This window comes from Duganella sp. OV510 (assembly GCF_900100205.1).
GTDB lineage: Bacteria > Pseudomonadota > Gammaproteobacteria > Burkholderiales > Burkholderiaceae_D > Rugamonas.
Genome location: NZ_FNEQ01000001.1, coordinates 419,083 through 443,729 on the forward strand (window position 1 = coordinate 419,083; position 24,647 = coordinate 443,729).

Below are 24,647 nucleotides of genomic sequence, written 5' to 3' on the forward strand. Positions count from 1 at the left end.
TTTCTTTTTATCGGTGCCGTATTAGTTGAACTGCTTCAGGAAACGCAGGTCGCCTTCGTAGAACAGGCGCAGGTCGTTGATTCCGTAGCGCAGCATGGTCAGGCGCTCCAGGCCGGAGCCGAACGCGAAACCAATATACTTCTCAGGGTCGAGGCCGAAGTTGCGCACCACCGACGGATGCACCTGGCCCGAGCCGGACACTTCCAGCCAGCGGCCCTTCAGCGGACCGCTACCAAACGCGATGTCGATCTCGGCCGACGGTTCGGTGAACGGGAAATATGACGGACGGAAGCGCACTTGCAGGTCGTCGGTCTCAAAGAAGGCCTTGACGAAGTTCAGGTACACGCCCTTCAGGTCGGCGAAGCTGATGTTCTCGGCGATCCACAGGCCTTCAACCTGGTGGAACATCGGCGAGTGGGTCGCATCGCTGTCAACGCGGTAAGTGCGGCCCGGCGCGATCACCTTGATCGGTGGCTGGTTGTTGCGCGCATAACGCACCTGCATCGGCGAGGTGTGGGTGCGCAGCAGCAGCGGCTTGCCTTGCGTGTCGTTGCCTTCGATGTAGAAGGTGTCCTGCATCGAACGGGCAGGATGGTTTTCCGGGCTGTTCAGCGCGGTGAAATTGGTCCAGTCGTTTTCGATTTCCGGGCCATCGGCCACGTCGAAACCGATCGAGCGGAAGATCGCTTCGACACGTTCCCAGGTGCGCATCACCGGGTGGATGCCGCCGCCGGCGCGGCCGCGGCCTGGCAGCGAGACATCGATTGCTTCGGCGTTCAAACGGGCTTGCAGCTGGGCTTCGGCCAGCGCATCACGGCGCGCGGTCAGCGCGGCTTCGATCTGCTGCTTGGCGGCGTTGATCAGCGCGCCCTGCGCCTTCTTGGCGTCAGGATCGAGCTTGCCCAGGCCTTTCATCAATTCGGTAATCTGGCCGGTCTTGCCCAGGTATTTTGCTTTGGCGTTTTCCAGTGCGGCGGCGTCATCTTTGACCGCGTCGAAATCCTGCACTGCTGAGGCGACGAGTTGTTCCAGGGAGTACATGCGTTTCTTATCCTCAATCAAAAACGGGGCACAGGTATGACCCTTGCCCCGTTCTCTTGCGTAAATCAGCGCTTGAAATTAAGCAGCGATTTTAGCTTTAACGACGTTGACAATCGCAGCGAACGCTGGCTTGTCCATCACTGCCATATCGGCCAGGACTTTACGGTCCAGTTCGATTGCAGCTTTCTTCAGACCGTTCATGAATACGCTGTAGGTAACGCCGTGCTCACGGGAAGCAGCGTTAATACGGGCGATCCACAGGCGGCGGAAGACGCGCTTCTTGTTACGACGGTCACGGTATGCGTACTGACCAGCGCGCATCACTGCTTGCTTGGCGATACGGTATACCTTGCTACGACGACCGCGGTAGCCTTTGGCAAGATTCAGTACTTTTTTATGACGGGCACGCGCAGTAACCCCACGTTTTACTCGAGGCATATTAGCTCCTTAGATGAGTGTGAGATTAAGCGGATGGCATCATTGCATAGACGCGCTGGACGTCTGCTGCATCGATGTTACGGGTGCCGCGCAGTTGACGCTTGTTCTTCGTCGTCTTCTTGGTCAGGATGTGGCGTTTGAAAGCCATACCCGATTTAACGGTACCACCTGGACGCACGCGAAAACGTTTTTTCGCCGAGCTCTTGGTTTTCATTTTTGGCATAGATATTCTGCCCTCTCGGACAGCTCCTATTAAACAGGATTACAGGTGGCAACACTACGTCGCTCTTAGATGCCTGCTCTCACTTGTTTGTGCAGCGGATGCGAGTCCACTACATTTACTACAGCCGGCAATTATAGCCGAAAAAATGAAAAAGGGCACTATCCGTGCCCTTTTTATCTGCCATTGACAGCAGGATTACTTCTTTTTCTTCGGTGCCAGCACCATGATCATCTGACGGCCTTCCATTTTCGGGAATTGCTCGACCTGGCCATGCGGCTCCAGGTCGGCCTTCAGGCGTTCCAGCATACGGAAACCAATATCCTGGTGCGCCATCTCGCGACCACGGAAACGCAGCGTGATCTTGGTCTTGTCACCGTCTTCCAGGAACTTGATCAGGTTACGCAGCTTGATATTGTAGTCGCCATCATCGGTGCCCGGACGGAATTTGACTTCCTTCACGGCGATGATTTTCTGCTTCAATTTCGCTTCGTGCGCCTTTTTCTGCTCCGAATACTTGAACTTGCCGTAGTCCATCAGACGGCAGACTGGCGGGACCGCGTTCGGCGCGATCTCGACCAGGTCGACGTTTGCCTCTTCCGCCAGGCGGAAGGCTTCGGCCAAACTCACGATGCCGAGCGGCTCGTTTTCGACCCCGGATAAGCGCATTTCAGGGGCAGTGATTTCGCCATTGATGCGATGCGACGACTTGTCAGTAGCTATGGTGATTCCTTTTAAAATCTAATGATATGCCAGTGCGATCAGGCCTTGGTGGCGACGTCTTGTTGCAGTCGCTCTATCAGGGCATCGACGGACATGACGCCCAGATCGACATTGCCCCGTGCCCGCACGGCGACGGTGTTGGCATCCCGCTCCTTGTCGCCCACCACGAGGATGTACGGCAGTTTTTGGACGGAATGTTCACGTATTTTATAGTTTATTTTCTCATTGCGCAAATCGGTCTGCACACGGAACCCGCTGCGGCGCAGCTTTTCAGCCACTTGCTGCACGTATTCGGCCTGCGCATCCGAGATATTCAGCACCGAAACCTGCACCGGCGCCAGCCATGCCGGCAGCGCGCCCGCATAGTTTTCGATCAGGATGCCGATGAAGCGCTCCATCGAACCGACGATCGCACGGTGCAGCATCACCGGCACCTGGCGGCTGTTGTCGGCCGCCACGTACTCGGCGCCCAGGCGCTCCGGCATGAAGAAGTCGACCTGCATGGTGCCGACCTGCCATGGGCGGCCCAGCGAATCCTTCAGGTGGTATTCAATCTTCGGACCGTAGAACGCGCCCTCGCCCGGCAGCTCGGTCCAACTCACGCCGCAGGCGCGCAGGCCGGCGCGCAATGCTTCCTCCGCCTCATCCCAGACTTCATCGGTACCGATGCGGTTGTCCGGACGCAGCGCCAGCTTGACGTCGATATTATGGAAGTGGAAATCTTTATAGACTTCCATCGCTTGCGTATGGAAAGACACCACTTCCGGCTCGATCTGCTCGTGGGTGCAGAAAATGTGGCCGTCATCCTGGGTGAAGCCGCGCACGCGCATGATGCCGTGCAGCGCACCCGACGGCTCGTTGCGGTGGCACTGGCCGAACTCGCCGTAACGCAGCGGCAGGTCGCGGTACGAACGCATATTGCTGTTGAAGATCTGCACGTGGCCCGGGCAATTCATCGGCTTCAACGCGTACGAGCGGTTTTCCGACTCGGTGACAAACATGTTTTCGCGGTAGTTATCCCAGTGGCCGGTCTTGCCCCACAGGCTGGCGTCCAGAATCTGCGGCGCCTTCACTTCCTGATAGCCGTTGACCTGGTACTTGTTGCGCATGTACTGCTCCACCTGCTGCCAGATGGTCCAGCCCTTCGGATGCCAGAACACCAGGCCCGGCGCCTCATCCTGGAAGTGGAAGAAGTCCAGCTGCTTGCCCAGCTTGCGGTGGTCGCGCTTTTCAGCCTCTTCCAGCATGTGCAGGTACTGCTCCTGGTCTTCTTTTTTCGCCCAGGCGGTGCCGTAGACACGTTGCAGCATCTCGTTTTTGCTGTCGCCACGCCAGTAGGCGCCGGCCAGCTTCATCAGCTTGAAGACTTTCAGCTTGCCAGTGGACGGCACGTGCGGACCACGGCACAGATCGGTGAAATTGCCTTCGCTGTACAGCGACACATCCTGGTCGGCAGGAATCGATGCGATGATCTCGGCCTTGTAGGCTTCGCCGATCGATTTGAAGTAGGCCACGGCCTCATCGCGCGGCAGCACCTTGCGGGTGACTGGCTCGTCTTTCTTGGCCAGCTCGGCCATTTTCTTTTCGATGGCGATCAGATCGTCCGGGGTGAACGGGCGCTTGTACGAGAAGTCGTAGTAGAAGCCGTTTTCGATGACCGGGCCAATGGTCACCTGCGCGTCCGGGAACAGCTCTTTGACGGCGTAGGCCAGCAAGTGGGCGGTTGAGTGACGGATGACATCCAGGCCTTCCGGATCTTTATCGGTAACGATGGCCAGGTCGACGTTCTTGTCGATCAAATAGGAGGTATCGACGACTTTGCCGTCGACCTTGCCAGCCAGCGCGGCCTTGCCCAGGCTGGTAGCAATGCTGGACGCCACTTGTGCAACGGTGACCGGACCGTCAAATTCACGGGCAGAACCATCAGGAAGGCGAACTGAAATCATTGTGATCTCCATGTCGGCGCGCGGGCCGGATTGAATTTAAAAAATGCGGACGAAAAAAAACGCGGGCTAGCCGCGTTTTTCTCTCTTTTTTACAAGCAAAAGAATCCCGTTGACTAGCGTCACTCCCAAAGCTTGGTAGTAGTTCGCGGTGTCATAACCGTGATTGCCTTTCTCGCTCTTACAGATGTCTGGTGGGCGGTGAGGAATTCGAATCCCCGACCCCTTGGATGTCGACCAAGTATTCTAACCAGCTGAACTAACCGCCCGTGGGTACTGCTTAAATTGTACTGCGTAATCTGGTGGGCGGTGAGGAATTCGAATCCCCGACCCCTTGGATGTCGACCAAGTATTCTAACCAGCTGAACTAACCGCCCGAAGACCAGCATTATAGAGAGCGATTCGAAGAAAAACAAGGGTAATCACGGGAAACATTTCTATTTCTCCTATGGCGACGTAAAAGCGTGGCGTTTCGGCTTACATTACACTGTCGCTATCCCTACTCAACCACAAACTCATGCAAGCAGAAACCACCGCCACCTCCTCCGCCCACCTGCACGAACACCGCGCCGGTGACGCGCACTATAAACACTACACGGCGCAGCGTAGCCAGTCCGTGCTGGCGTGGGCGCTGGTGCTGACGCTGGGCTTCGCGGTGGTCGAGGTGGTGACTGGCTTCATGTCGAATTCGCTGGCACTGATTTCTGACGCCGGCCACATGGTGACCGACGCTGCCGCGCTTGGCCTGGCGCTGCTGGCGCAACTGATCGCCAAGCGCCCGCCATCAGCGCGTCACTCATTCGGCTTCGGCCGTGCCGAGGCGCTGGCGGCCTTCGTCAACAGCCTGGTGCTGCTGTTGCTGGTCGGCTGGATTAGCTACGAGGCTTTGTCACGTTTCTCGCATCCGGAAGAAGTGCATGGCGCCACCGTGTTCATCGTCGCCGCGCTCGGCCTGCTGATTAATCTGGTGCTGGCCTGGCTGCTGTCGCGCGGCGATAGCAATATGAATACGCGCGCCGCGCTGGTCAACGTGCTGGGCGATTTATTGGGCTCGGTGGCGGCACTGGTATCGGGCGCGGTGATCTACTACACCGGCTGGATGCAAATCGATCCGCTGCTGTCGCTGTTTGTCGCGCTGCTGATCTTGAAATCCACGGTGGGCGTGCTGCGCGAGTCCTACCACTTCCTGATGGGCGGCGTGCCCGAGGACATCAACTACCTCCATGTCGGCGCCGACCTGGAGCGCATTGACGGTGTCTGCTCAGTGCACGACCTGCACGTGTGGGATATGTCACCCGGACAGCCGGCGCTGATCGGCCACGTCGAAATTGTCGAACTGGAGCGCTGGCCCGACATCCTGCACGCCATCAAGGCCATGCTGCTGGAAAAGCATGGCATCGACCACATCACGCTGCAAGCAGAAGTCGCCCCTCAAAGCGATGGCCATCCAGCGTAAGCGGACCGACTTTTGGGGCTCCGGCCCGGCGCTGCGGCAGACCGCAGACTTCAGCTTTCATTTGCTGGCCGCGAATGCACCGGAAGAAGAAGTACAACTGCATACGCACGAAGAAGCGCATTTCGTGCTGGTGCTGTCAGGCGGCTATATGTCCTCGGCCAAGAATGCGCCGGTGATTTCAAACACGCCGCTGCTGGTATTTAATCCACCGGGCACGACGCATCGCGACCGGTTCTATGGCGGGCGCGGGACATTTCTCGCGGTTTCAGGCGGCATCGACGCGCATGGCCACGGCTACGCCATGTCGGTTGCCGATCCTTACGCCATCCAGACCGCGCGCCGGATCGCCACAGATTTCCATCACGCCTCCCTCAATCCCCTGCTGCTCGACGGCAGCGCGCAACAGTTGCTTGCCGCTTGCAGCCCGCTGACCTCGGACGAAAGCAAGCGTGCCACGCAGCCGCCATCGTGGCTGAAGACAGCGTTTGAAATGATCTATGCCAGCGAAGACCCGGACCTGAGCGTAGCGCAAGTAGCTGCCTATGTCGGTGTGCATCCGGTGCATCTGGCGCGGGTATTCCGGCGTTACCTGCATTGCGCGCCGGGAGATTATCTGCGCGGCCGCAGGCTGGAACGCGCGGCGGCGGTCATCGGCAGCGCCGCCTCGCTGGCAGACGCCGCTTATGCCGCCGGCTTCGTTGACCAGGCCCACCTGACGCGCAGCTTCCGCAACGTCTACGGCATCACGCCCGGCGCATGGCGCAAGCGGATGAAGGTTTCATCGATACAATCCGATGAGCACATTTAGCAGCATACTGGGCGGAACGTCACTCTTCAGGAATGTCATGAAATATCTTGCGTGCATGCTGTTAATGGTGGCCGGCCAGGCGCTGGCGCACCCGCTGGACGACGTACTGGCCCGCTGGGACCGCGACGAACATCGCGACCTGCGCAGCGTGCTGGTGCTGCGCGACGGCGCCATCGTTGCCGAACGCTATTACAACGGCGAAACCGCCGACACGCTGCACGACATCCGCTCAGCCGGCAAAAGCATCACCGCATTGCTGGCAGGCGCTGCCGCCGACCGGGGCAAGCTCAACGCACAGGACCGCATCGGCCAGTTGTGGCCGGCAGCCCAAGGCACGGCGCTGGCCGGCGTCACGCTCGACCAGGCACTGACCATGCGCTCTGGCCTGGCCGCCTTCGACGAAGACCCCGCCTCGCCAGGCAACGAGGACAAGATGGACGAAGTCGCCGACCCGGTGGCCTTCGCGCTGGCCGTGCCGGCGGAGACCACGCCCGGCACGCGCTACCGCTACAACTCCCTGACCGCCTACATCACCGGCATCACGGTAGAACAGGCGGCCGGCGCCGATCTGGAAGCATTCGCGCGCGCCGCGCTATTCGAGCCGCTCGGCATCCAGCGCTGGAAATGGCTGCGCGACGCCGCCCATCATCCCAAGGGCCAGGGCAACCTCTTCCTGCGCACACGCGACCTCGCCAAGATCGGCCAGATGGTGCTGGAGCGTGGCATGTATCAAGGGCGCCGCGTCATCAGCGCCAGCTGGCTGGACGCAGCGCTGGCGCCACGCGTACGCATCAGCGACGTCGATCCCTACGCCGACCACTACGGCTATTTCTGGTATCAGAAGACGCACCGTATTGGCGGCCGCGACATCGTCGTCCACTTCGCCTCCGGCAACGGCGGCAACAAGATCCACGTGATTCCGGCGCTGAAATCGGTCGTCATCATCACCTCTAGCGCCTACGGCAAAGGCTACGGCCAGCGGCGCTCTGCTGGCATACTGGCGGCCATACTTGAAGGCATCCAATGATCCGGGCAGCGTTTATCACATTAGCAGCACTCCTGTTTGCTGATACCGCCGTAGCATGCTCATGCCCCTTCATTGAACCGGCAGGCTTTGTACATGCAAACTTAACGCGCTTACCAGCAAATGCGCGTGGCGCGCTATTCCTCACGCCACAAGGCGATCCTCCAGCGAATGTGAACGAAAAAGATTTCGTCATCACATCAAACAAGCACAAAGGTCAGCTGAATGTGACGCTTACTTACCCTGACTTCCGCATCCATGCGCAACAACTGGTGCGCGTCGGGCCAACAGAAGGATTCAGGCCGGGCGCCCGTTACATCATTCGTTACGTGGGCAAGAGCGGCCAGTGGCACTACCCAACATCAGTCGCGTTTATCGTCGATGCCAACAAGATCGATGTGAAATCACTGTCATACCAGCTGAAGCTGGACGGGCCGCCAAATCGTAGATTGCTAGCCATGGGGGACGGCGGAGGAAGCTGCGCGAGCAATCAGCCCGTAATCACTCAGAAATTCAGCTACGTCGTTCCTGAAGCGCTACGACCTTACCAGCAAGCGATGACATACTTTTCCGAAGTTGGTGCAAAAGGCAAATTCAGGCATCGCATATTTCAGCCTGCATTGTGTTCGTCACCGACATTTGGCGCAACAGCCTACGGCAACGAGCAAGACCTGATACAAGTCGACTGTAGTGCGCCTGGCGACCTGACAGCAGTTCGCGGGCAAGTCGCCTTCCTGGAAATAGAGGACAAGCTGCAAGCCACGGCGCCGCTGCGCATCAATCTGCGCCGGGCTGAGGGCCAGGCCTGCTATGGCATGGGCATGCTGAAAGAGGCACTGGCGCGTGGGGATCATCAGCAAGCATTGGATCTTGTTTGCCAGCTGCCGCGCGAGGCAACATACGATGGCGCGTTCGATCCGCATGCGCCACTGCGCAAGATTCCCGTGAGCGCGCCACCATCCAGCGAAGCGCTAGCGCAGTTGGCCCGGCATGCAACCGAAGAACAGCGCTTATGCATAGTGAAAATTGGTAGAGAGCTATAATGTCGGCGCCTCCAAAGTGAACCGTTCAATTTATGCAGAATTTTGAAAAACGCCGCGACCGATACAATGCCTTTGCGTCGTTCGAAAACCCGCTGGTCAATTTGAGTTTTGAGCTGGAAGTGCCGGATTTCCGGCCTTACTGCAAACAGCACAGGCTGCCAAGTTTCCATTTCTTCCTGTACCACGTGCTGCACGCGCTGAAGGGCATCGACAACTATCTGTACCGCATCTACAAGGGTGAGGTCATCAAGATTGAGGATTTCTGGGCCTCCTACACCGTCATCAACCAGGACCAGAACCTCAACTTCGCGCGCTTCGTGATGACGGACGACCTGCAGGAATTCATCGCCCGCAGTGTAGCGTCGGCCAAGGAAGCCGAGGCCAGCGTCAAACTGATCAACACCGCCGAAGACCTCGACGAATACCAGCAGCGCCGCAACATCTACATCACCTGCATGCCGTGGCTGAAACTGTCCGCGATCGAGCATCCGATCTACGAGCACAAGTGCTACGACATCCCATCACTGGCCTGGGGCCGCTACAGCGAACCGCGCGCCGACGGCAAGCTGACAATGACCATGGCGGTGCAAGCCCACCACGGCTTCATCGACGGCTACCACGTCCACCTGCTGGCCGAAGCCATCGCCCAGCGCATCGCCGAAACAATCACCGCATAAAAAACCGGTGTCAGTTCTGCCAAACGTACACGAGCTCATGTACATTTGGCAGAACTGACCCCGGATGTGGTTTAGGCGCGGCGGGCTTCCTGGACGCCGGTGACTTCGGCGATGGCGTTCAGCGCTTTTTGCAGCTGGGCGGTGGCGCCGATTTCGGCGGTGAAGGTCATGCGCGCGAAACCTTTTGCCGATTGCGTGTTCACGCCGATGACGTTGATCTTTTCACGCGAGAAGACTTCGGAAATGTCGCGCAACAGGCCTTGACGGTCGTTCGCCAGGATGAAGATGTCGACCGGGTAGACGGTGTCGGAACCCGCACGCCCCCACTCCGTAAAAATCACCCGCTCCGGCGCCTTGGCGCGCATTTCGGCGAAGTTCTTGCACGTGGCGCGGTGGATCGAAACGCCTTTGCCACGCGTGACGAAGCCGACAATGCCGTCCGGCGGCGCCGGCTTGCAGCATTTCGCCAGCTGCGTCATCAAGCCGTCCGTCCCCACCACCAGCACGCCCGACTTGGCGCCCTGCTCCACGCTCGATGCGCGGCTCTTGCCGAGGAAGACTTCGTCCGCCGGCTCGGCCGGCTCGCCACTGTCGTGCAGCGCTTGCTCGATGTGGCGCAGGCTGAATTCGTCCTTGCCCACCGACAGGAACAGGTCGTCCACCTTGGCGAAGCCGAGCTTGTTGGCCAGCGCTTCCAGATTGACCGCCGTCTTGCCTTCGCGCTGCAGCGTTTTCTCGACCATCGCGCGGCCGTGCGACAGCGTTTCCTGCATGTCGATGGCGTGGAACCAGGCGCGGATTTTCGAGCGCGTGCGCGTCGCCACCGTGTATTCGTCGCTGAGCCAGTCGCGCGATGGACCGGCCGTGCCCGGTGCACCCTTGGCGGTGATGATTTCGCAGGTCTGGCCGTTTTTCAGCGGCGTGTTCAGCGGCACCATGATGCCGTCCACCCGCGCGCCACGGCAGCGGTGGCCGACATCGCTGTGCAGGTGATAGGCGAAGTCGACCGGCGTGGCGCCGACCGGCAGTTCGATCACGCGCGCCTGCGGCGTCAGCACGAAGATGCGGTCGTCCAGCGCGGCAGCCTTGAGCTTTTCCACCCATTCGCGCTGCTGCTCTTCCTGGCCGACCACGGCGTCGGCGACGTCGGTTTTCCACGCCAGCAGTTGACGCAGCCAGGCGATTTTTTCGTCGTACTTCTGGCCCTGGAAGTTGGAACCACCCTCTTCCTTGTAGCGCCAGTGCGCCGCCACGCCGTATTCGGCGAAGTTGTGCATTTCCTGGGTGCGGATCTGCACTTCCAGCGGCCGGCCATCTTCCGCCGTCACCACCGTGTGCAGCGAGCGGTAGCCGTTCGGCTTGGGACGCGAGATGTAGTCGTCGAATTCTTTCGGGATCGGCGTCCAGATATTGTGCACCACGCCCAGCACGGTGTAGCAGGTCTTGACGTCGGCGACGATGACGCGGAAGGCGCGCACATCGTACAGGTCGGTGAAGTCCAGCTCCTTGCCTTTCATCTTGCTCCAGATGGAGTAGATGTGCTTGGGCCGGCCAAACACTTCCGCCTCGATGCCGGCCGCCGCCATTTCCGATTGCAGCCGGGCGATCGCGTTGGTGACGAAGCCTTCGCGCATCATGCGCTTTTCTTCCAGCATCTTGGCGATGCGCTTGTAGGTATCCGGCTCGATGAAACGGAACGACAGGTCTTCCAGCTCCCATTTCAGCTGCCAGATGCCGAGGCGGTTGGCCAGCGGCGCGTACAGGTCCAGCGTTTCGCGCCCGTAGGCGCAGGTCATGTCGTTGAACAGCTTGATGTCGGCAAAGTAGCGCAGCGTGGTGACGCAGGACGCCAGCCGCACCAGCACCACCCGCATGTCGGAGGCCATGGCCAGCAGCATCTTGCGCAGTGTTTCCACTTGCGCGACCGCCATCTGCTGGGCGTTGCGGCCGCGGCCCGGTCCGGCGGCAGCAGCGCCGGTGTTCTGGTTTTGCGTCAGCTCGCGCAGGCGTATCAGCTGGCGCACGCCGGATACCAGTTCGTTGACGTCGGTGCCGAAGCGCGGCTCGATCACGGCCGCCTGCTCGGTGTCAAGCACGGTCAGCTCGAACAGCAGTCCGGCGATGCGGGTTTCGACGTCGGTACTGAGGTAGGCCAGCGTGCTGGCCACGCCCACCGCGAACTCCAGCGCGGTCTGGCCGCTGCTGCATTGTTTGTCGGCGTAGATGGTGCTGGCGAATTCCAGCGCCGCCAGCATGCGGGCGCTTTCGTCAGGCGTGAGTCCCTGGACCAGTTGCTCGGAAGTGGCACTGGTCAGCGCAGTCGTGGATACCATGGTATTCCTAGCGCTGCGCGGCGACGACAACAATCTCCACCAGCCACTTCGGATCGGCCAGCCGCGCTTCGACGGTGGCGCGTGGCGGCGTGTGGCCTTGCGCCACCCAGGCGTCCCACTCTTCGTTCATGCCGGCGAAATCTGCCAGGTCCTTGATGAAGATATGGCAGCTGAGGATGCAGGTCTTGTCGCTGCCGGCTTCCGCCAGCAGACGGTCGACATGTGCCAGCACTTCGCGCGTCTGGCCATGGATGTCGGCCGACGTGTCTTCCGCCACCTGGCCGGCCAGGTACACCGTGTTGTTGTGAATCGCTACCTCGGACAGGCGCTTGCCTACATACAGTCGTTTGATTTCCATACTTATTAACCTAACAGGAATTGCTTTGCTATGTGAATCTGATCGTCGTGAATGAAGGTCGGCGCGTGGCCGACGTTCGGAATTTCCACCAGTTGTGCTTTCGGGCCGCGCTGGCTCATCTGTTGCGCCGTTTCGCGCGACAGCAGGTCGGAGTCGGCGCCGCGCACCAGCAAGGTCGGGCAGGTGATGGCGTCATACGCCGCCCACAGCATGGCCTGATCGGCTTCGGCGCGCTCCGGCGTGGCCGAGCGGAATGGCAGCGCCAGCCCCATATCATAATGGCGTACCCATTTTCCGTCCTTGTCCTGGCGCAAAACATCGGCGGCCAGCTTGTGCCATTCGTCAGCAGTGTGCTCGCCAAACTGGGTGGAGACGTCGCGCACGAACTGCGCGCCCGCTTCAAAACTGTCGAAGCGCAGGTCCTGGCCGATGTAGTCACCGATGCGCTGCATCGCCATCGGCGCCAGCACCGGGCCGATATCGTTCAGCACCAGCTTGCGGATCGGGTTGCCCGGCAGCGAAGCCAGGCCCATGCCGATCAGGCCGCCCATCGAGGTGCCGAACCAGTCGACCTTCTGACTTTCGGCGTCTGGCAGCACGCGCGCCAGCAAGGTTACGATATCGCTGACATACTGCGGGATGACGTACAGCTGTGGATTCTTCAGCCAGTCGGAGCGGCCGCGGCCGACGATGTCGGGGGCAATCACGCGGTAATCCTTGGCCAGCGCGCGCGCCATGTAGTCGAAGTCATCGCCGACGCGGGTCACGCCGTGCACGCACAGCAGCACATTGGGATTGGCCTCATCGCCCCACTCTTTGTAGGACATGCGATGCAAGCCTGCCAGCGACAGGCATTGAACAGACTTTATTTTGGCTTCGAGCATGCGGCTTCCTTAATGTTCAGAAACACCATTTTACCGCGTTGTGGTTAAAATCCTATTAAAGTGTAGCGCAGCGCACCCCAATCTCCAACCCTGTAGAGGACAGTATGGCAAACAAGACTTTGAGCGGTAAAACCGCGTTGGTTACCGGTTCCACCTCCGGCATCGGTTTGGGCATCGCCCGTTCGTTGGCGGCGGAAGGCGCCAACGTGCTGCTGAACGGCTTTGGCGACGCCAAGGAAATCGCGCAACTGCAGGTCGACCTGGCCAAGGAATTCGGCGTGCAGGTCGCGTATCACAATGCCGACATGACCAAGCCGGCGGAAATCGAGGCGATGATCAAGTTTGCCGGCGACAAGTTCGGCGGCGTCGACGTGCTGGTGAATAACGCCGGCATCCAGTTCGTCGCCAATGTCGAGGAATTCCCGGTGGAGAAATGGGATGCCATCATCGCCATCAACCTGACCTCGGCCTTCCACACCTCGCGCCTGGTGCTGCCGCGCATGCGCGAACAGAACTGGGGCCGCATCATCAATCTGGCGTCGACCCACGGCCTGGTGGCGTCGGCCGGCAAGTCGGCTTACGTCGCTGCCAAGCATGGCCTGATCGGCCTGACCAAGGCGAATGCGCTGGAAACCGCCACCACCGGCGTCACCGTCAACGCCATCTGCCCCGGCTTCGTGCTGACGCCACTGGTGCAGAAGCAGGTCGACGACCGCGCCACGCGCGACGGCATCTCCAACGAGCAGGCGAAACAAGCCCTGCTGGCGGACAAGCAGCCATCCGGCGAGTTTGTCACGCCGGAAGAGCTGGGCGCGCTGGCGGTGTTCCTGTGCTCGGATGCCGCCAAGCAGGTGCGCGGGGTGGCCTGGAATATGGACGGCGGCTGGGTCGCGCAGTAAGTAGTATCCCTTACTCCGGGCAGATATCACTGGCGCGTATTTGCGGTTTTCCACAATAGTGATATCTGCCCGCTTGCGAGATGATGCACTCCTCACACGAACCACGAGGAGACCCCGTGAAAAAACCATTCTATAAAGTCCTGTACATACAGGTACTCTTCGCCATCGTCTGCGGCGTGTTGCTGGGTGTTTACCTGCCAACCGACGCAGTCGCCATGAAACCACTGGGTGACGGCTTCATCAAGCTGATCAAAATGATCATCGCCCCTGTGATCTTCTGCACCGTCGTCTCCGGCATCGCCGGCATGCAGGACGTGAAAAAAATCGGCCGCGTCGGCGGCAAAGCGCTGATTTACTTCGAAGTCGTGTCGACCTTCGCTCTGGCGATCGGCCTGATCGTCGCCAACGTGCTGAAACCAGGCGCCGGCTTCAACGCCGATCCAGCCCACCTGGATACCAAGGCCATCGCGCAATACACGCACGCGGAAGGTCTGACCACCACCGATTTCCTCATGAACATCATTCCAAAGACGTTCGTCGATGCTTTCGCCAAGGGTGACATCCTGCAAGTGCTGCTGATCGCCATCCTGTTCGGTTTCTCGCTGTCGCTGCTGGGCGAGCGCGGCCGTGCGATCACCAAGTTCATCGATGACATCTCGCACGTCATCTTCGGTGTCGTGAACATCATCATGAAAGCCGCGCCGATCGGTGCCTTCGGCGCGATGGCCTTCACCATCGGCAAATACGGCCTGGCGTCGCTGATCCCGCTGGCCAAGCTGATGGGTTCGTTCTACCTGACCTGCTTCCTGTTCGTGTTTGTGGTGCTGGGCATTATCGCCAAGTACACCGGCTTCTCGATCATCAAGTTCATCAAGTACATCAAGGAAGAACTGCTGATCGTGCTGGGCACCAGCTCGTCGGAATCGGCCCTGCCTTCGCTGATGACCAAGCTGGAACGCCTGGGCTGCTCGAAACCAGTGGTTGGCCTGGTGGTTCCTACCGGTTACTCGTTCAACCTGGACGGCACCAATATCTACATGACCATGGCGGCACTGTTCGTGGCCCAGGCCACCAACACCGACCTGACGCTGATGCAGGAACTGACCATCCTCGGCGTGGCGATGCTGACCTCGAAAGGCGCATCGGGCATCACCGGCGCCGGCTTCATCACGCTGGCGGCAACGCTGGCCGTGGTGCCGACGATTCCGGTGGCCGGCATGGCGCTGATCCTGGGTATCGACCGCTTCATGAGCGAATGCCGCGCGCTGACCAACTTCGTCGGCAACGGCGTCGCCACCGTGGTGGTGTCCAGCTGGGAAAAAGAACTGGACCGCGACACCCTGAACGCCGAGCTGAACAATCCAGGCTCAACCGTCAAACCGGAAGTCGTCCTGCCAGCGACCGCGAGCGCAGCGCACTAAGCGCCCCGCCTGCCAACAAAGCCCCGCGCAGCGATGCCCGGGGCTTTTTTTGTAGCACAAACGCGCTACATACAAGGATGAGCACGCATGTGAAAATGATATTTTTAATATTAACGGTGATCACATGAACAAGTTCCTCCGCGCCCTGGCCTGCACCGCGCTGCTGGCCTCGGCCGGCGTTGCCCACGCCGGCCTGTACGAATACCAGTACACCTTCAGCGACGGTAGCCTGGTCAGCGGCAAGTTCCAGGGCACGGCCAACGGCAACCTGATTACTGGTCTTAGCAATTTTTCCGCCTACGTCAATGGCGAAGCGTTCGCCAACAATGGCAATCTGGAGATCCGCGATGCCACCGGCAACGGCGCTGGCGTGCTGTCTTTCGACGGCAAGCAGACCAGCCTGCTGGTGTTGAACAGTTTCCAGTCCGGCAGCCACGTACTGCTGCTTGGCGCCTTCCTGGGCAGCCCTGTCACCAACGTCATCAATTACTGGACGCCGACCCAGGGCAACGCCGAAGGACCGGATATGACGCCCTATTCCAGCTTCAGCTGGCGCGTGAGCGCCGTACCCGAACCTTCCACCAGCGCCATGCTGCTGGCCGGACTGGCGCTGGTGGGCGTCGCCGCCCGCCGCCGCAAGACCGCGCGCCTGTGTTCCGGGCCGATTGTCCGGTAGCGGACATCGACAGCGTTCATTTCCGCACACTGCGACGGCGCCAGCCCGCAGAAACGCGTGGCACGGGAGTTGCTGTAAGCCTTGCATGACAAGACAAGGAGACAGCATGGCGGATCTGACATTGGGCGCGCACGGCAAAGAAGAGAGCATCGCCGTCGACATCAACGCACGCGGCCAGATGGCCGGCATCATCGTTGAAGACAGCGGCCGCCAGCGCGCGGTGCTATACGACCAGCGCCCGATCGAACTGGCCACGCTGGGCGGCAGCGACAGCTACACCCGCGACATCAATCAGCGGGGCGACGTGGCCGGCACCGCACAGAATGCCGCCGGCTACTGGCGCGCCTTTGTCGTCCCGCACGGCGGCACCATGCGCGACGTCGGCACGCTGGGCGGCAACAGCAGCTACGGCGCTGCGATCAACGACCACGGCCAGGTGGCCGGCTACGCCGACACCAGCGACGGCTATTACCGCGCATTCCGCAGCGATGGCAGCGGCGAACCGGTCGACCTCGGCACGCTGGGCGGCAAGATCAGCTATGCGGCCGGCATCAACACGCATGGCGACATTGTCGGCACCGCCGCCCTGCCCGACGGCTATCGCCACGCCTTTCTGTACCGCGGCGGCGCCATGCAGGACCTTGGCACGCTGGGCGGGCGGCTGAGCAGCGCCACCGCCGTCAACGACCATGGCGTGGTGGTCGGCGCATCGGAAACCACCGGCCGGCGATGGCATGCGTTTGTATGGGAGCGCGGCCGCATGACCGACCTCGGCGCGCTGGTGGGCTACGGCGACAGTTTCGCCACCGCCGTCAACAACGCCGGCCACGTGGTCGGCAGCATCCGTGTCGGCGACGAGCGGCGTTCATTTGTCTACCGCGATGGCAAGATGACCGTGCATCCCGGCGGCTACGGCCTGTACCTGGTCAACGCCATCAATAATGAGGAACTGGTGATCGGCGCGCGCTACGCCGGCAAGAAGTTTTCCGCGTCAACCATGATTTCCAGCCAGCCGGCGGTGGTCACGCATGGCGGACAGGATCTGCTGGCGGCTGCCGCAGTCGTCGTCCTCGCCGCGACGGCTGCGGTGTGGTATCGCCGCCGCTATCGCGGCATCGCATTGCCGAAAAGCATCAACTAGATTCACGACAATTGCACCGCACATCACAGATATTGTCAATAGCATATTTGTGCGACATACAAGATACCTCTGCTGTGGGATAGTCCCGCCCACACAACCATCCACACAGGGGAATCCTACATGAACACCATCTTGCGTCACGCCGCTTGCGCCGTCGCCCTGCTGGCCGCGACAGCTGCCCAGGCAACCACCTACCAGTACAGCTACACCTTCGCTGACGGCAATGTTGCCAGCGGCACGTTTGACGGCACGGCGAACGGCAACCTGATCACCGATCTGACCAACATCACCGCCTTCGCGAACGGTGTGGCGTTCAAAACCCAGTATGGGGAGGTTGCCACCACCATCTTCAACTATGCGTCAGATATGTGGGGCGGTGCGGCAGGCGGCGCGGTGGCGTCCTTCGATGGCACGGCTAACAACCTGCTGTTCACCGGCGGAACGCGGCAGCCTGGCGGCGGCTTTTTTTACGGCAGCACCTTGAATCTGGGGCCGAGGATGACCAACCTGCTTGGTGCAGGCGTCACCCCATGGGGTAGCACCGGCGGCGCCTACTCCGCCGCGCGCTGGTCGGTCAGCGCCGTGCCGGAGCCGGCCACCTACGGCATGCTGCTGGGCGGCCTGGGCCTGGTTGGCCTGATGGCCCGCCGCCGCCGCGCAGCCTGATTACAGCGCCGAGAAGTCGAGCTTGACGCCGGTGGCAGCCTGGATCTGGTCCTGGCTGACGCCTGGCGCCAGCTCGGTGACTTTCAGGCCGGTCTCGCTGACTTCAATGACGCCAAGGTCGGTGATGACCAGATCCACCACGCCGACGCCGGTCAGCGGCAGGTCGCATTGCGGCAGCAGCTTGTGCGAGGTCGAGCCGTCCTTGGCGGTGGCCACGTGCTCCATCAGCACCACCACTTTCTTGACGCCGGCCACCAGGTCCATCGCGCCGCCCATGCCCTTGACCATTTTCCCCGGTATCATCCAGTTGGCCAGGTCGCCGTGTTCCGACACCTGCATCGCACCGAGAATGGCCAGGTTGATTTTGCCGCCTCGGATCATGCCAAACGAATCGGCCGAGCTGAAGTAAGCGGCGCCCGGCAGCGCCGTCACGGTCTGCTTGCCGGCGTTGATCAGGTCGGCGTCGATTTCCGCTTCGGTCGGGAACGGGCCGATGCCCAGCAGGCCGTTTTCCGATTGCAGGAACACCTCGATACCCTGCGGCACATAGTTGGCCACCAGCGTCGGCAGGCCGATGCCCAGGTTGACGTAGTAACCGTCCTGCAGTTCTTTTGCCGCGCGCGCGGCCATTTCATCACGAGTCCATGCCATGGTCTGTCTCTCCGTATGCTTTAGTTGGCGGCGCGAATGGTGCGCTGCTCGATGCGTTTTTCCGGCGTGGCGTTGACCACGATGCGATGCACGAAGATGCTCGGCAGGTGCACCTGGTCGGGATCGATCTCACCGGTTTCCACCAGCTGCTCGACTTCAACGATGCAGATCTTGCCGGCCATGGCCGCATTCGGGTTGAAGTTGCGCGCGGTCTTGCGGAACACCAGGTTGCCGGCCTTGTCGGCCTTCCAGGCCTTGACCAGCGCCACATCGGCCACCAGCGCCCGTTCCATCACATATTGCTCGCCATCGAACTCGCGGATTTCCTTGCCGTCGGCAACGATGGTGCCGACACCGGTCTTGGTGAAGAAGGCGGGAATGCCGGCGCCGCCGGCGCGCAGTTTTTCCGCCAGCGTGCCTTGCGGCGTGAATTCCAGTTCCAGTTCGCCGGCCAGGTACTGGCGCGCGAACTCCTTGTTTTCGCCCACGTAGGACGCAATCATCTTTTTGATCTGGCGGGTTTCCAGCAACTGGCCGAGGCCGAAGCCATCCACGCCGGCGTTGTTGGAAATAGCCGTCAGGCCGGTGACGCCGGAATCGCGCAAGGCGCCGATCAGCGCTTCCGGGATGCCGCACAGGCCAAAGCCGCCCACCGCAATGGTTTGGCCGTTTTGCACGACGCCGGCCAGGGCGGCGGTGGCGTCCGGATAGATCTTGTTCATGAATGTCCCTTTATGAATTATGTTGCATGGGCATAGCCAACGTTGTTAAATACGTAGCGATGCGGCGATCCAGCATAGAATACGCACATCAAAAGTTCAATACCGTAGAAATACCTGCACCCACATGCGCGCTCAGCCGATCATTGATTACGAATCGATTTTCCTTCATGCGCCGGTAGGCATGTGCATTTCGGAAAACCGCACCATCCAGACCTGCAACGAAGCGCTGGCCGCCATGTTCGGCTACAGCCGCACGCAGCTGGAAGGCCTGTCCTTCCTCGCACTGTATCCGACGATGGACGAGTTCCTGCGCACCGGCGACCGCATCATCCCCATCATGAACGCCAAGGGCCGCTATTCCGACGAGCGCATCATGCGCCGCGCCGATGGCGAGCTGTTCTGGTGCCACGTGACCGGCCACGCGATGCAATCCAGCGCCCCGCTGGGCGCCGGCATCTGGACCTTCGAGGATGTCAGCGAAAAGCGCCCGGTCACCGCCGAGCTGACGCCGCGCGAACGTGAAATCGCCGCGCTGCTGGTCGAAGGCAAGACCAGCAAGACCATCGCCCGCCAGGTCGACCTCAGCCCGCGCACGGTGGAAATGCACCGCGCCAAGCTGATGCGCAAGTTCTCTGCCTCCACCTCGTCCGAGCTGGTGCACAAGCTGGTTGGCGTGCAACTTTAAGTAGCGGTCATGCCGTCATCGGCGGAGATGATGGCGCCGTTGATGAAGTTGGAGTCCTCGCCGGCCAGCAACAGCAACAGCCCGTCCAGGTCTTCCGGTTTGCCAGGCCGCTTGCGCGGCAGCATGGCGAGCAGCTTCTGCCCCTGCTCGGTGGAGAAATACTCCTCGTTGATCTCGGTAGAAATATAGCCGGGGCAGATGGCATTGGTATTGATGCCGTACTTGCCCCACTCCACCGCCATCGCCTTGGTCATCTGCACCACGCCCGCCTTGCTCATGCAATACACGCCGATCTGCGGCAACACCCGCAAGCCGGCCACCGAGGCGATATTGATGATGCGATGCGTCTTGTTCGGATCGCCCTTGGCGCGCGCAATCATGCGCTTGGCGGTTTCCTGCGCAACGAAAAAGGCGCCGCGCAGATTGGTATCCATGACGAAGTTATAGTCTTCCGGCGTCACGTCCACCAAGCGCTGGGTGGTCGACACGCCCGAGTTGTTGACCAGGATGTCGATTGGGCCGGCCTCGGTCTCCGCGTGGGCGATGGCCGACTTGATGCTGGCGTAGTCGGTCACGTCCAGGCTGACCACGTGCGCGGCGCCGCCGTCGGCCTCGATCTCGGCGCGCAATTCCTTCAGCCGCTCGCTGCGGCGTGAGGCCAGCACCACCTGCGCGCCGGCCTGCGCCAGCACCTTGGCAAAGCGCGCGCCAAGGCCGCTGGAAGCGCCGGTGACCAGCGCGATCTTTCCTTCAAAATTGACTTCGATGCCCACAAGCTGCTCCTCTGACGACAATTAACTGTCCAAACATAATGATTACACAAATTGCCAGTATTAGATTGCGGTGTCTAATAATGTCGCGGACAATGGCGCCACAATTGCATTCCTGACGAAAAAGAAGCACACTCGTGCTAAAATTTTCTCATTCACCAAATCACTATAACAATAGACCATGACACAGCCCCAAACCCTAGTAGAACAGTACGGCCCGCGCGATGCGATGGAATATGACGTCGTCATCGTCGGCGGTGGCCCGGCAGGCTTGTCGGCAGCGATCAAGATCAAACAGCTGGCCGCTGAAAAAGGCCAGGAAGTTTCCGTTGTCGTGCTGGAAAAAGGCGGCGAGCTGGGTGCCCACATCCTGTCCGGCGCCGTGATGGACCCGCAAGCGCTGACCGAGCTGATCCCTGACTGGAAAGAAAAAGGCGCGCCGCTGAACACCCCGGTCAGCGAAGACCGCGTGCTGTTCCTGACCGAAACCGGCGCCGTCAAAACCCCTAACCTGCTGCTGCCGAAATGCTTCGAGAACCACGGCAACTACGTGATCTCGCTGGGCAATGTGGTGCGCTGGCTGGGCCAGCAGGCCGAGGCGCTGGGCGTGGAAATCTTCCCTGGCTTCGCCGCTGCCGAGATTCTTTACACCGACGACGGCCAGGTCAAAGGCATCGCCACCGGCAATATGGGCGTCAAGCGTGACGGCGAAGCCGGCCCGGAATTCCAGCTGGGCATGGAACTGCACGGTAAATACACGCTGTTTGCCGAAGGCGCGCGCGGCCACCTGGGCAAGCAGCTGATGGCCAAATTCGACCTAAACAAGGGCAAGGACCCGCAATCCTATGGGATTGGTATTAAAGAACTGTGGGAAATCGATCCGGCCAAGCATCAGCCCGGCCTGGTAATCCACACCACCGGCTGGCCGCTGGACAGCAAGACCTATGGCGGCTCCTTCCTGTACCACCTGGAAAACAACCAGGTGATGATCGGCTACGTGGTTGGCCTGAATTACGCCAATCCTTATCTGTCGCCTTACGAAGAATTCCAGCGCTACAAGACCCACCCGGAAATCCGCCAGTTCCTCGAAGGCGGCAAGCGCATTTCCTACGGCGCCCGCGCGATCACCGCCGGCGGCCTGCAATCGCTGCCGAAACTGGTGTTCCCGGGCGGCGCGCTGATCGGCTGCGACGCCGGCTTCCTGAACATGAGCCGCATCAAGGGTTCGCACGCCGCCATCAAGTCGGGCATGCTGGCCGCTGAATCGGTATTCGAGGCGCTGGGCGCCGGCCGCCAGGGCGACGAACTGGCCTCCTACCCGGTTGCCTTCGAACAGTCCTGGCTGCACGAAGAGCTGCATGTGGCGCGCAACGTCAAGCCATGGCTGAACAAGGGCCTGTACCTGGGCTCGCTGATGGTGGGCATCGACCAGATCGTCTTCCGCGGCAAAGCGCCATGGACACTGCGCCACTCGCACGCCGACCACGAGTGCCTGAAGCCGGCCGCGCAGTTCGCGCCGATTAATTACCCTAAACCGGATGGCAAGCTGACCTTCGACCGCCTGTCGTCGGTATTTATTTCCAATACCAACCACGCGGAAGACCAGCCCATCCACCTGACGCTGAAGAATCCAAGCGTCCCAGTGGACGTCAACCTGGCCCAGTACGCTGGTCCGGAAGCGCGCTACTGTCCGGCCGGGGTGTATGAATTCGTCAAGAACGACGACGGCAGCGACCGCCTGCAGATCAACGCCCAGAACTGCGTGCACTGCAAGACCTGCGATATCAAGGACCCGACCCAGAATATCGTCTGGGTGACGCCGGAAGGCGGCGGCGGCCCGAACTATCCGAATATGTAAAAAAGCAACACTTTAAAAACAGCGCGGCCCGCCAGCCGCGCTGTTTTCATTTGATTCCAGACTGCAATCGGCAGATAATTGTCCGGTGGGAAGTGCGGTAAACGGCGGTTTTCAGCCCGGTTACAAATTATTTTCAATAAATTTCCTCACAGCATTTAATGTCCTTCCAGATACGGTCGTCTTGTACTTGGGAGAGCGAAAAAGATTCGTTGCTCCGAACTGAATCCACCTACCAGGAGTTATTTCATGCTGAGCCTTCACACCAATTCCGCGGCCCTTTCCGCACAAAGCTCGATCTCGCGTACCCAGTCGGCCCTGTCGACTTCGCAAACCCGCCTGAGCACCGGCTTCCGTGTCAATTCGGCAATGGACGACGCTGCAGGCCTGCAGATCGCAACCCGCCTGAAAGCACAAACCAGCGGCATGGCCATGGCTATGCGCAACACCCAGAACTCGATTTCGCTGCTGCAAACCGGCGAAGGCGCCCTGGACGAAACCACCACCATCCTGACCCGTATGAAGGATCTGGCAACCCAGTCGGCCGATGCTTCGTCGACCGATGATGACCGCGTTGCTCAACAAGCTGAATTCGACGCCCTGTCGAACGAACTGTCGAACATCGTCGGCAACACCTCGTTCGGCGGCACCCAGCTGTTCCGTGACACCACCGGTACCTTCAACGCTGCCACCCTGAGCTTCCAGATCGGTGCTTCGAGCGACGAAAAAATGGACGTCGTCATGTCGACCGCAGTTGGCACCATGACTGGCTCGATCGCCGCAGCAGCGACCCAGTTCGTATCGACCGGCGCCGCTGGTGCCGCTGGTGCTGGCGGTACCGCCGGTACCGAGATCGCTACCGCGACTGCCGCTAACGGCGCCATCACCAAGCTGGCTGACGCAATCGACGCCGTAGGCGCGCTGCGTTCGCAACTGGGTGCTGTGGCCAACCGTCTGGACCACGTGTACAACAACCTGCAAAACATCTCCAGCAACACCACCGCTGCAACCGGCCGTATCATGGACACCGACTTCGCTGCTGAATCGTCGAACATGACTTCGTCGCAGATGCTGCTGCAAGCTGGCACCGCCATGCTGAAGCAGTCGAACAGCACCTCGTCGCTGGTTATGTCCCTGCTGCAGTAATCGTAGTACTATCCGGATATGTCAACATATCCGGATGCTACCAAGGGCCAACCGGAAGACTTCGGTTGGCTTTTTTTATACCCGTAATTTCAGAAAGCGAGTTTGATGGCTGTAGATCGTATCGGAGCAGCGACGCGCCCACTGAGCGTCCCGGACCGGCCGCTGGCACAGCCAGGCCAGGTCACGCGCGTGCCCGGCAGCGAAGGCCCGCTCGATATCGATTTTCCGCTCGGCCCACTCGCTCCCGGTGGCCCCAACGGCACCAACGGCCCGCATTCGGTCGGCGCCATTGTTGATGGCCCGGACGCCCGTGGCCTGCCGCCCGGCGCCGCCGAAGCGCTGGCCAGTGCACTGGCCGAGATGCCGGATGGCGCCGATCCGGCCGCCATGCGCCCCAATCAAGTATTCCTGTCACGCCAGCTGGTGTGGCAACCACCCGATACCAGCCTGATGGCCGCCTCCTGGCAGGTCATGGTGCGCACCTATGCCGAGCAGCGCGCCGCCTGGCTGGAACAGGCCAGCGGCCAGCACCTGCCGGCCAGCCTGTTCATGGCCGACCACTCGCCACGCGACGCTCGTCCCGGCATGCCGCTGGTGACCGAAATGGAACCATGGCGCTTTGCCGTGTTTGCCTGGGGCGCCGAGCGCCTGGTATTGAAAGTCGTGGTCAAGGACGACGACGAATATGACCGCAACCGCCGCCGGCGTTCGCGCGTGGCCTTGCGTCTGGAACTGATGCTGCCCGGCGTCGGCCGCGTGGTGATCCAGCTGGAACCGGCCAGCGGCAACGGCGTGGTGATGGAAATCGGCGCCACGCAAACCTCGGCCATGCAGCACATGCGCGAGATTCTGCCGCAGCTGGCGGCGGTGGTCAGCCGCTCCGGCCTGACCATCCTGCGCTGCCGCCTGCGGCGCGAACTGCCTTCGCCAGCCGGCGAACACGCCCACCCAAGCCGCCTGCACACGGCGGCGCTGACGCTGGCGCTGTTCAAGGCCATGGCGGAAGTGGCGACCCTGCTATCCCAACCCGCCCTTGCCGATGAGTTGCAATAAGGGCGGGCTTACCC

At 60.7% G+C, this 24,647-nt stretch carries 25 protein-coding genes and 2 tRNA genes; 14 read left to right on the top strand and 13 right to left on the bottom strand.

All coding sequences use genetic code 11. The annotated features are described in order from the left end of the window. Positions 1–21: 21 nt before the first annotated feature. From pheS to BLS51_RS02035, 7 genes are all read right to left on the bottom strand, one after another. Complete coding sequence (gene pheS, locus BLS51_RS02005; RefSeq protein ID WP_090179114.1) at positions 22–1,041, bottom strand: phenylalanine--tRNA ligase subunit alpha; 1,020 nt, start codon at positions 1,039–1,041, stop codon at positions 22–24. Positions 1,042–1,119: 78 nt separating this feature from the next. After that, positions 1,120–1,479, bottom strand: a complete 360-nt coding sequence (gene rplT, locus BLS51_RS02010) for a 50S ribosomal protein L20 (RefSeq protein WP_056156032.1) — start codon at positions 1,477–1,479, stop codon at positions 1,120–1,122. 25 nt (positions 1,480–1,504) lie between these two features. Further along, positions 1,505–1,702, bottom strand: a complete 198-nt coding sequence (rpmI, locus tag BLS51_RS02015; protein WP_090179112.1) for a 50S ribosomal protein L35 — start codon at positions 1,700–1,702, stop codon at positions 1,505–1,507. Positions 1,703–1,897: 195 nt separating this feature from the next. After that, positions 1,898–2,440 carry a translation initiation factor IF-3 gene (gene infC, locus BLS51_RS02020; RefSeq protein WP_255369053.1) on the bottom strand — a complete coding sequence of 181 codons (543 nt, stop codon included), beginning with the start codon at positions 2,438–2,440 and terminating at the stop codon, positions 1,898–1,900. 20 nt (positions 2,441–2,460) lie between these two features. Next, positions 2,461–4,368: a threonine--tRNA ligase gene (gene thrS / locus BLS51_RS02025; protein ID WP_090179106.1), complete on the bottom strand. Its 1,908-nt coding sequence runs from the start codon at positions 4,366–4,368 to the stop codon at positions 2,461–2,463. 189 nt (positions 4,369–4,557) lie between these two features. Beyond that, a tRNA-Val gene (locus BLS51_RS02030) sits at positions 4,558–4,634 on the bottom strand. A 31-nt stretch (positions 4,635–4,665) separates the two neighbouring features. Continuing rightward, a tRNA-Val gene (locus BLS51_RS02035) sits at positions 4,666–4,742 on the bottom strand. Between the two features lie 140 nt (positions 4,743–4,882). Between BLS51_RS02035 and BLS51_RS02040 the strand changes: the two genes are divergently transcribed. Genes BLS51_RS02040 through BLS51_RS02060 form a run of 5 tightly spaced genes read left to right on the top strand, consistent with a single transcriptional unit; the run spans position 4,883 to position 9,373 of the window. Next, on the top strand, positions 4,883–5,821 hold the full coding sequence (locus BLS51_RS02040) for a cation diffusion facilitator family transporter (RefSeq protein WP_090179103.1): 939 nt from the start codon (positions 4,883–4,885) through the stop codon (positions 5,819–5,821). Then, on the top strand, positions 5,805–6,629 hold the full coding sequence (locus BLS51_RS02045; protein WP_175472489.1) for a helix-turn-helix transcriptional regulator: 825 nt from the start codon (positions 5,805–5,807) through the stop codon (positions 6,627–6,629). Before BLS51_RS02040 ends, BLS51_RS02045 begins: the two co-directional genes overlap by 17 nt. 37 nt (positions 6,630–6,666) lie before the next feature. Continuing rightward, positions 6,667–7,656 carry a serine hydrolase domain-containing protein gene (locus BLS51_RS02050; protein WP_175472490.1) on the top strand — a complete coding sequence of 330 codons (990 nt, stop codon included), beginning with the start codon at positions 6,667–6,669 and terminating at the stop codon, positions 7,654–7,656. Continuing rightward, positions 7,653–8,696, top strand: a complete 1,044-nt coding sequence (locus tag BLS51_RS02055) for a hypothetical protein (RefSeq protein WP_139168633.1) — start codon at positions 7,653–7,655, stop codon at positions 8,694–8,696. The genes BLS51_RS02050 and BLS51_RS02055 overlap by 4 nt, the downstream gene beginning before the upstream one ends. A gap of 32 nt (positions 8,697–8,728) precedes the next feature. Next, positions 8,729–9,373, top strand: coding sequence for a CatA-like O-acetyltransferase (locus BLS51_RS02060; RefSeq protein WP_090179094.1), 645 nt, complete (start codon positions 8,729–8,731; stop codon positions 9,371–9,373). Positions 9,374–9,444: 71 nt separating this feature from the next. Here BLS51_RS02060 and BLS51_RS02065 read toward each other — a convergent pair whose 3' ends face one another. From BLS51_RS02065 to BLS51_RS02075, 3 genes are read right to left on the bottom strand one after another with little or no spacing between them, the layout of a single operon-like run. Continuing rightward, complete coding sequence (locus BLS51_RS02065) at positions 9,445–11,706, bottom strand: RelA/SpoT family protein (protein WP_090179092.1); 2,262 nt, start codon at positions 11,704–11,706, stop codon at positions 9,445–9,447. A gap of 7 nt (positions 11,707–11,713) precedes the next feature. Further along, entirely contained in the window at positions 11,714–12,064 is a 351-nt protein-coding gene (locus BLS51_RS02070) for a RidA family protein (protein ID WP_090179088.1), read from the bottom strand. 5 nt (positions 12,065–12,069) lie between these two features. Next, positions 12,070–12,948, bottom strand: coding sequence for an alpha/beta fold hydrolase (locus BLS51_RS02075; protein ID WP_090179083.1), 879 nt, complete (start codon positions 12,946–12,948; stop codon positions 12,070–12,072). Positions 12,949–13,052: 104 nt separating this feature from the next. Between BLS51_RS02075 and BLS51_RS02080 the strand changes: the two genes are divergently transcribed. The 5 genes from BLS51_RS02080 to BLS51_RS02100 all read left to right on the top strand — a co-directional run bounded on the left by BLS51_RS02080 (position 13,053) and on the right by BLS51_RS02100 (position 17,751). Further along, on the top strand, positions 13,053–13,847 hold the full coding sequence (locus BLS51_RS02080; RefSeq protein WP_090179080.1) for a 3-hydroxybutyrate dehydrogenase: 795 nt from the start codon (positions 13,053–13,055) through the stop codon (positions 13,845–13,847). Between the two features lie 83 nt (positions 13,848–13,930). Beyond that, on the top strand, positions 13,931–15,268 hold the full coding sequence (locus BLS51_RS02085) for a dicarboxylate/amino acid:cation symporter (protein WP_373994320.1): 1,338 nt from the start codon (positions 13,931–13,933) through the stop codon (positions 15,266–15,268). Positions 15,269–15,392: 124 nt separating this feature from the next. Next, positions 15,393–15,944 carry a PEP-CTERM sorting domain-containing protein gene (locus BLS51_RS29925; protein ID WP_090179073.1) on the top strand — a complete coding sequence of 184 codons (552 nt, stop codon included), beginning with the start codon at positions 15,393–15,395 and terminating at the stop codon, positions 15,942–15,944. Positions 15,945–16,050: 106 nt separating this feature from the next. Then, positions 16,051–17,085, top strand: a complete 1,035-nt coding sequence (locus BLS51_RS02095) for an HAF repeat-containing protein (RefSeq protein WP_090179069.1) — start codon at positions 16,051–16,053, stop codon at positions 17,083–17,085. A gap of 120 nt (positions 17,086–17,205) precedes the next feature. Then, on the top strand, positions 17,206–17,751 hold the full coding sequence (locus tag BLS51_RS02100) for an FxDxF family PEP-CTERM protein (protein WP_090179065.1): 546 nt from the start codon (positions 17,206–17,208) through the stop codon (positions 17,749–17,751). Here BLS51_RS02100 and BLS51_RS02105 read toward each other — a convergent pair whose 3' ends face one another. Together BLS51_RS02105 and BLS51_RS02110 are read right to left on the bottom strand one after the other, a co-directional pair. After that, on the bottom strand, positions 17,752–18,402 hold the full coding sequence (locus BLS51_RS02105) for a CoA transferase subunit B (protein WP_090179062.1): 651 nt from the start codon (positions 18,400–18,402) through the stop codon (positions 17,752–17,754). 20 nt (positions 18,403–18,422) lie between these two features. Continuing rightward, complete coding sequence (locus BLS51_RS02110; protein ID WP_090179058.1) at positions 18,423–19,124, bottom strand: CoA transferase subunit A; 702 nt, start codon at positions 19,122–19,124, stop codon at positions 18,423–18,425. A 124-nt stretch (positions 19,125–19,248) separates the two neighbouring features. On the opposite strand from BLS51_RS02110, the gene BLS51_RS02115 reads away from it, so the two are divergent. Continuing rightward, positions 19,249–19,809, top strand: coding sequence for a LuxR C-terminal-related transcriptional regulator (locus BLS51_RS02115; RefSeq protein WP_090179054.1), 561 nt, complete (start codon positions 19,249–19,251; stop codon positions 19,807–19,809). Here the strand turns inward: BLS51_RS02115 and BLS51_RS02120 are convergent. Next, positions 19,806–20,582: an SDR family oxidoreductase gene (locus BLS51_RS02120; RefSeq protein ID WP_090179051.1), complete on the bottom strand. Its 777-nt coding sequence runs from the start codon at positions 20,580–20,582 to the stop codon at positions 19,806–19,808. The two genes, BLS51_RS02115 and BLS51_RS02120, sit on opposite strands and share 4 nt — an antisense overlap. Positions 20,583–20,760: 178 nt before the next feature. Between BLS51_RS02120 and BLS51_RS02125 the strand changes: the two genes are divergently transcribed. From BLS51_RS02125 to BLS51_RS02135, 3 genes are all read left to right on the top strand, one after another. Then, entirely contained in the window at positions 20,761–22,437 is a 1,677-nt protein-coding gene (locus BLS51_RS02125; RefSeq protein WP_175472491.1) for an electron transfer flavoprotein-ubiquinone oxidoreductase, read from the top strand. Between the two features lie 246 nt (positions 22,438–22,683). Continuing rightward, positions 22,684–23,580: a flagellin N-terminal helical domain-containing protein gene (locus BLS51_RS02130; RefSeq protein ID WP_090179043.1), complete on the top strand. Its 897-nt coding sequence runs from the start codon at positions 22,684–22,686 to the stop codon at positions 23,578–23,580. A gap of 105 nt (positions 23,581–23,685) precedes the next feature. After that, positions 23,686–24,633 (top strand): hypothetical protein, encoded by a 948-nt coding sequence (locus BLS51_RS02135; RefSeq protein ID WP_090179040.1) that lies wholly within the window; start codon positions 23,686–23,688, stop codon positions 24,631–24,633. The last annotated feature ends 14 nt before the right edge of the window (positions 24,634–24,647 follow it).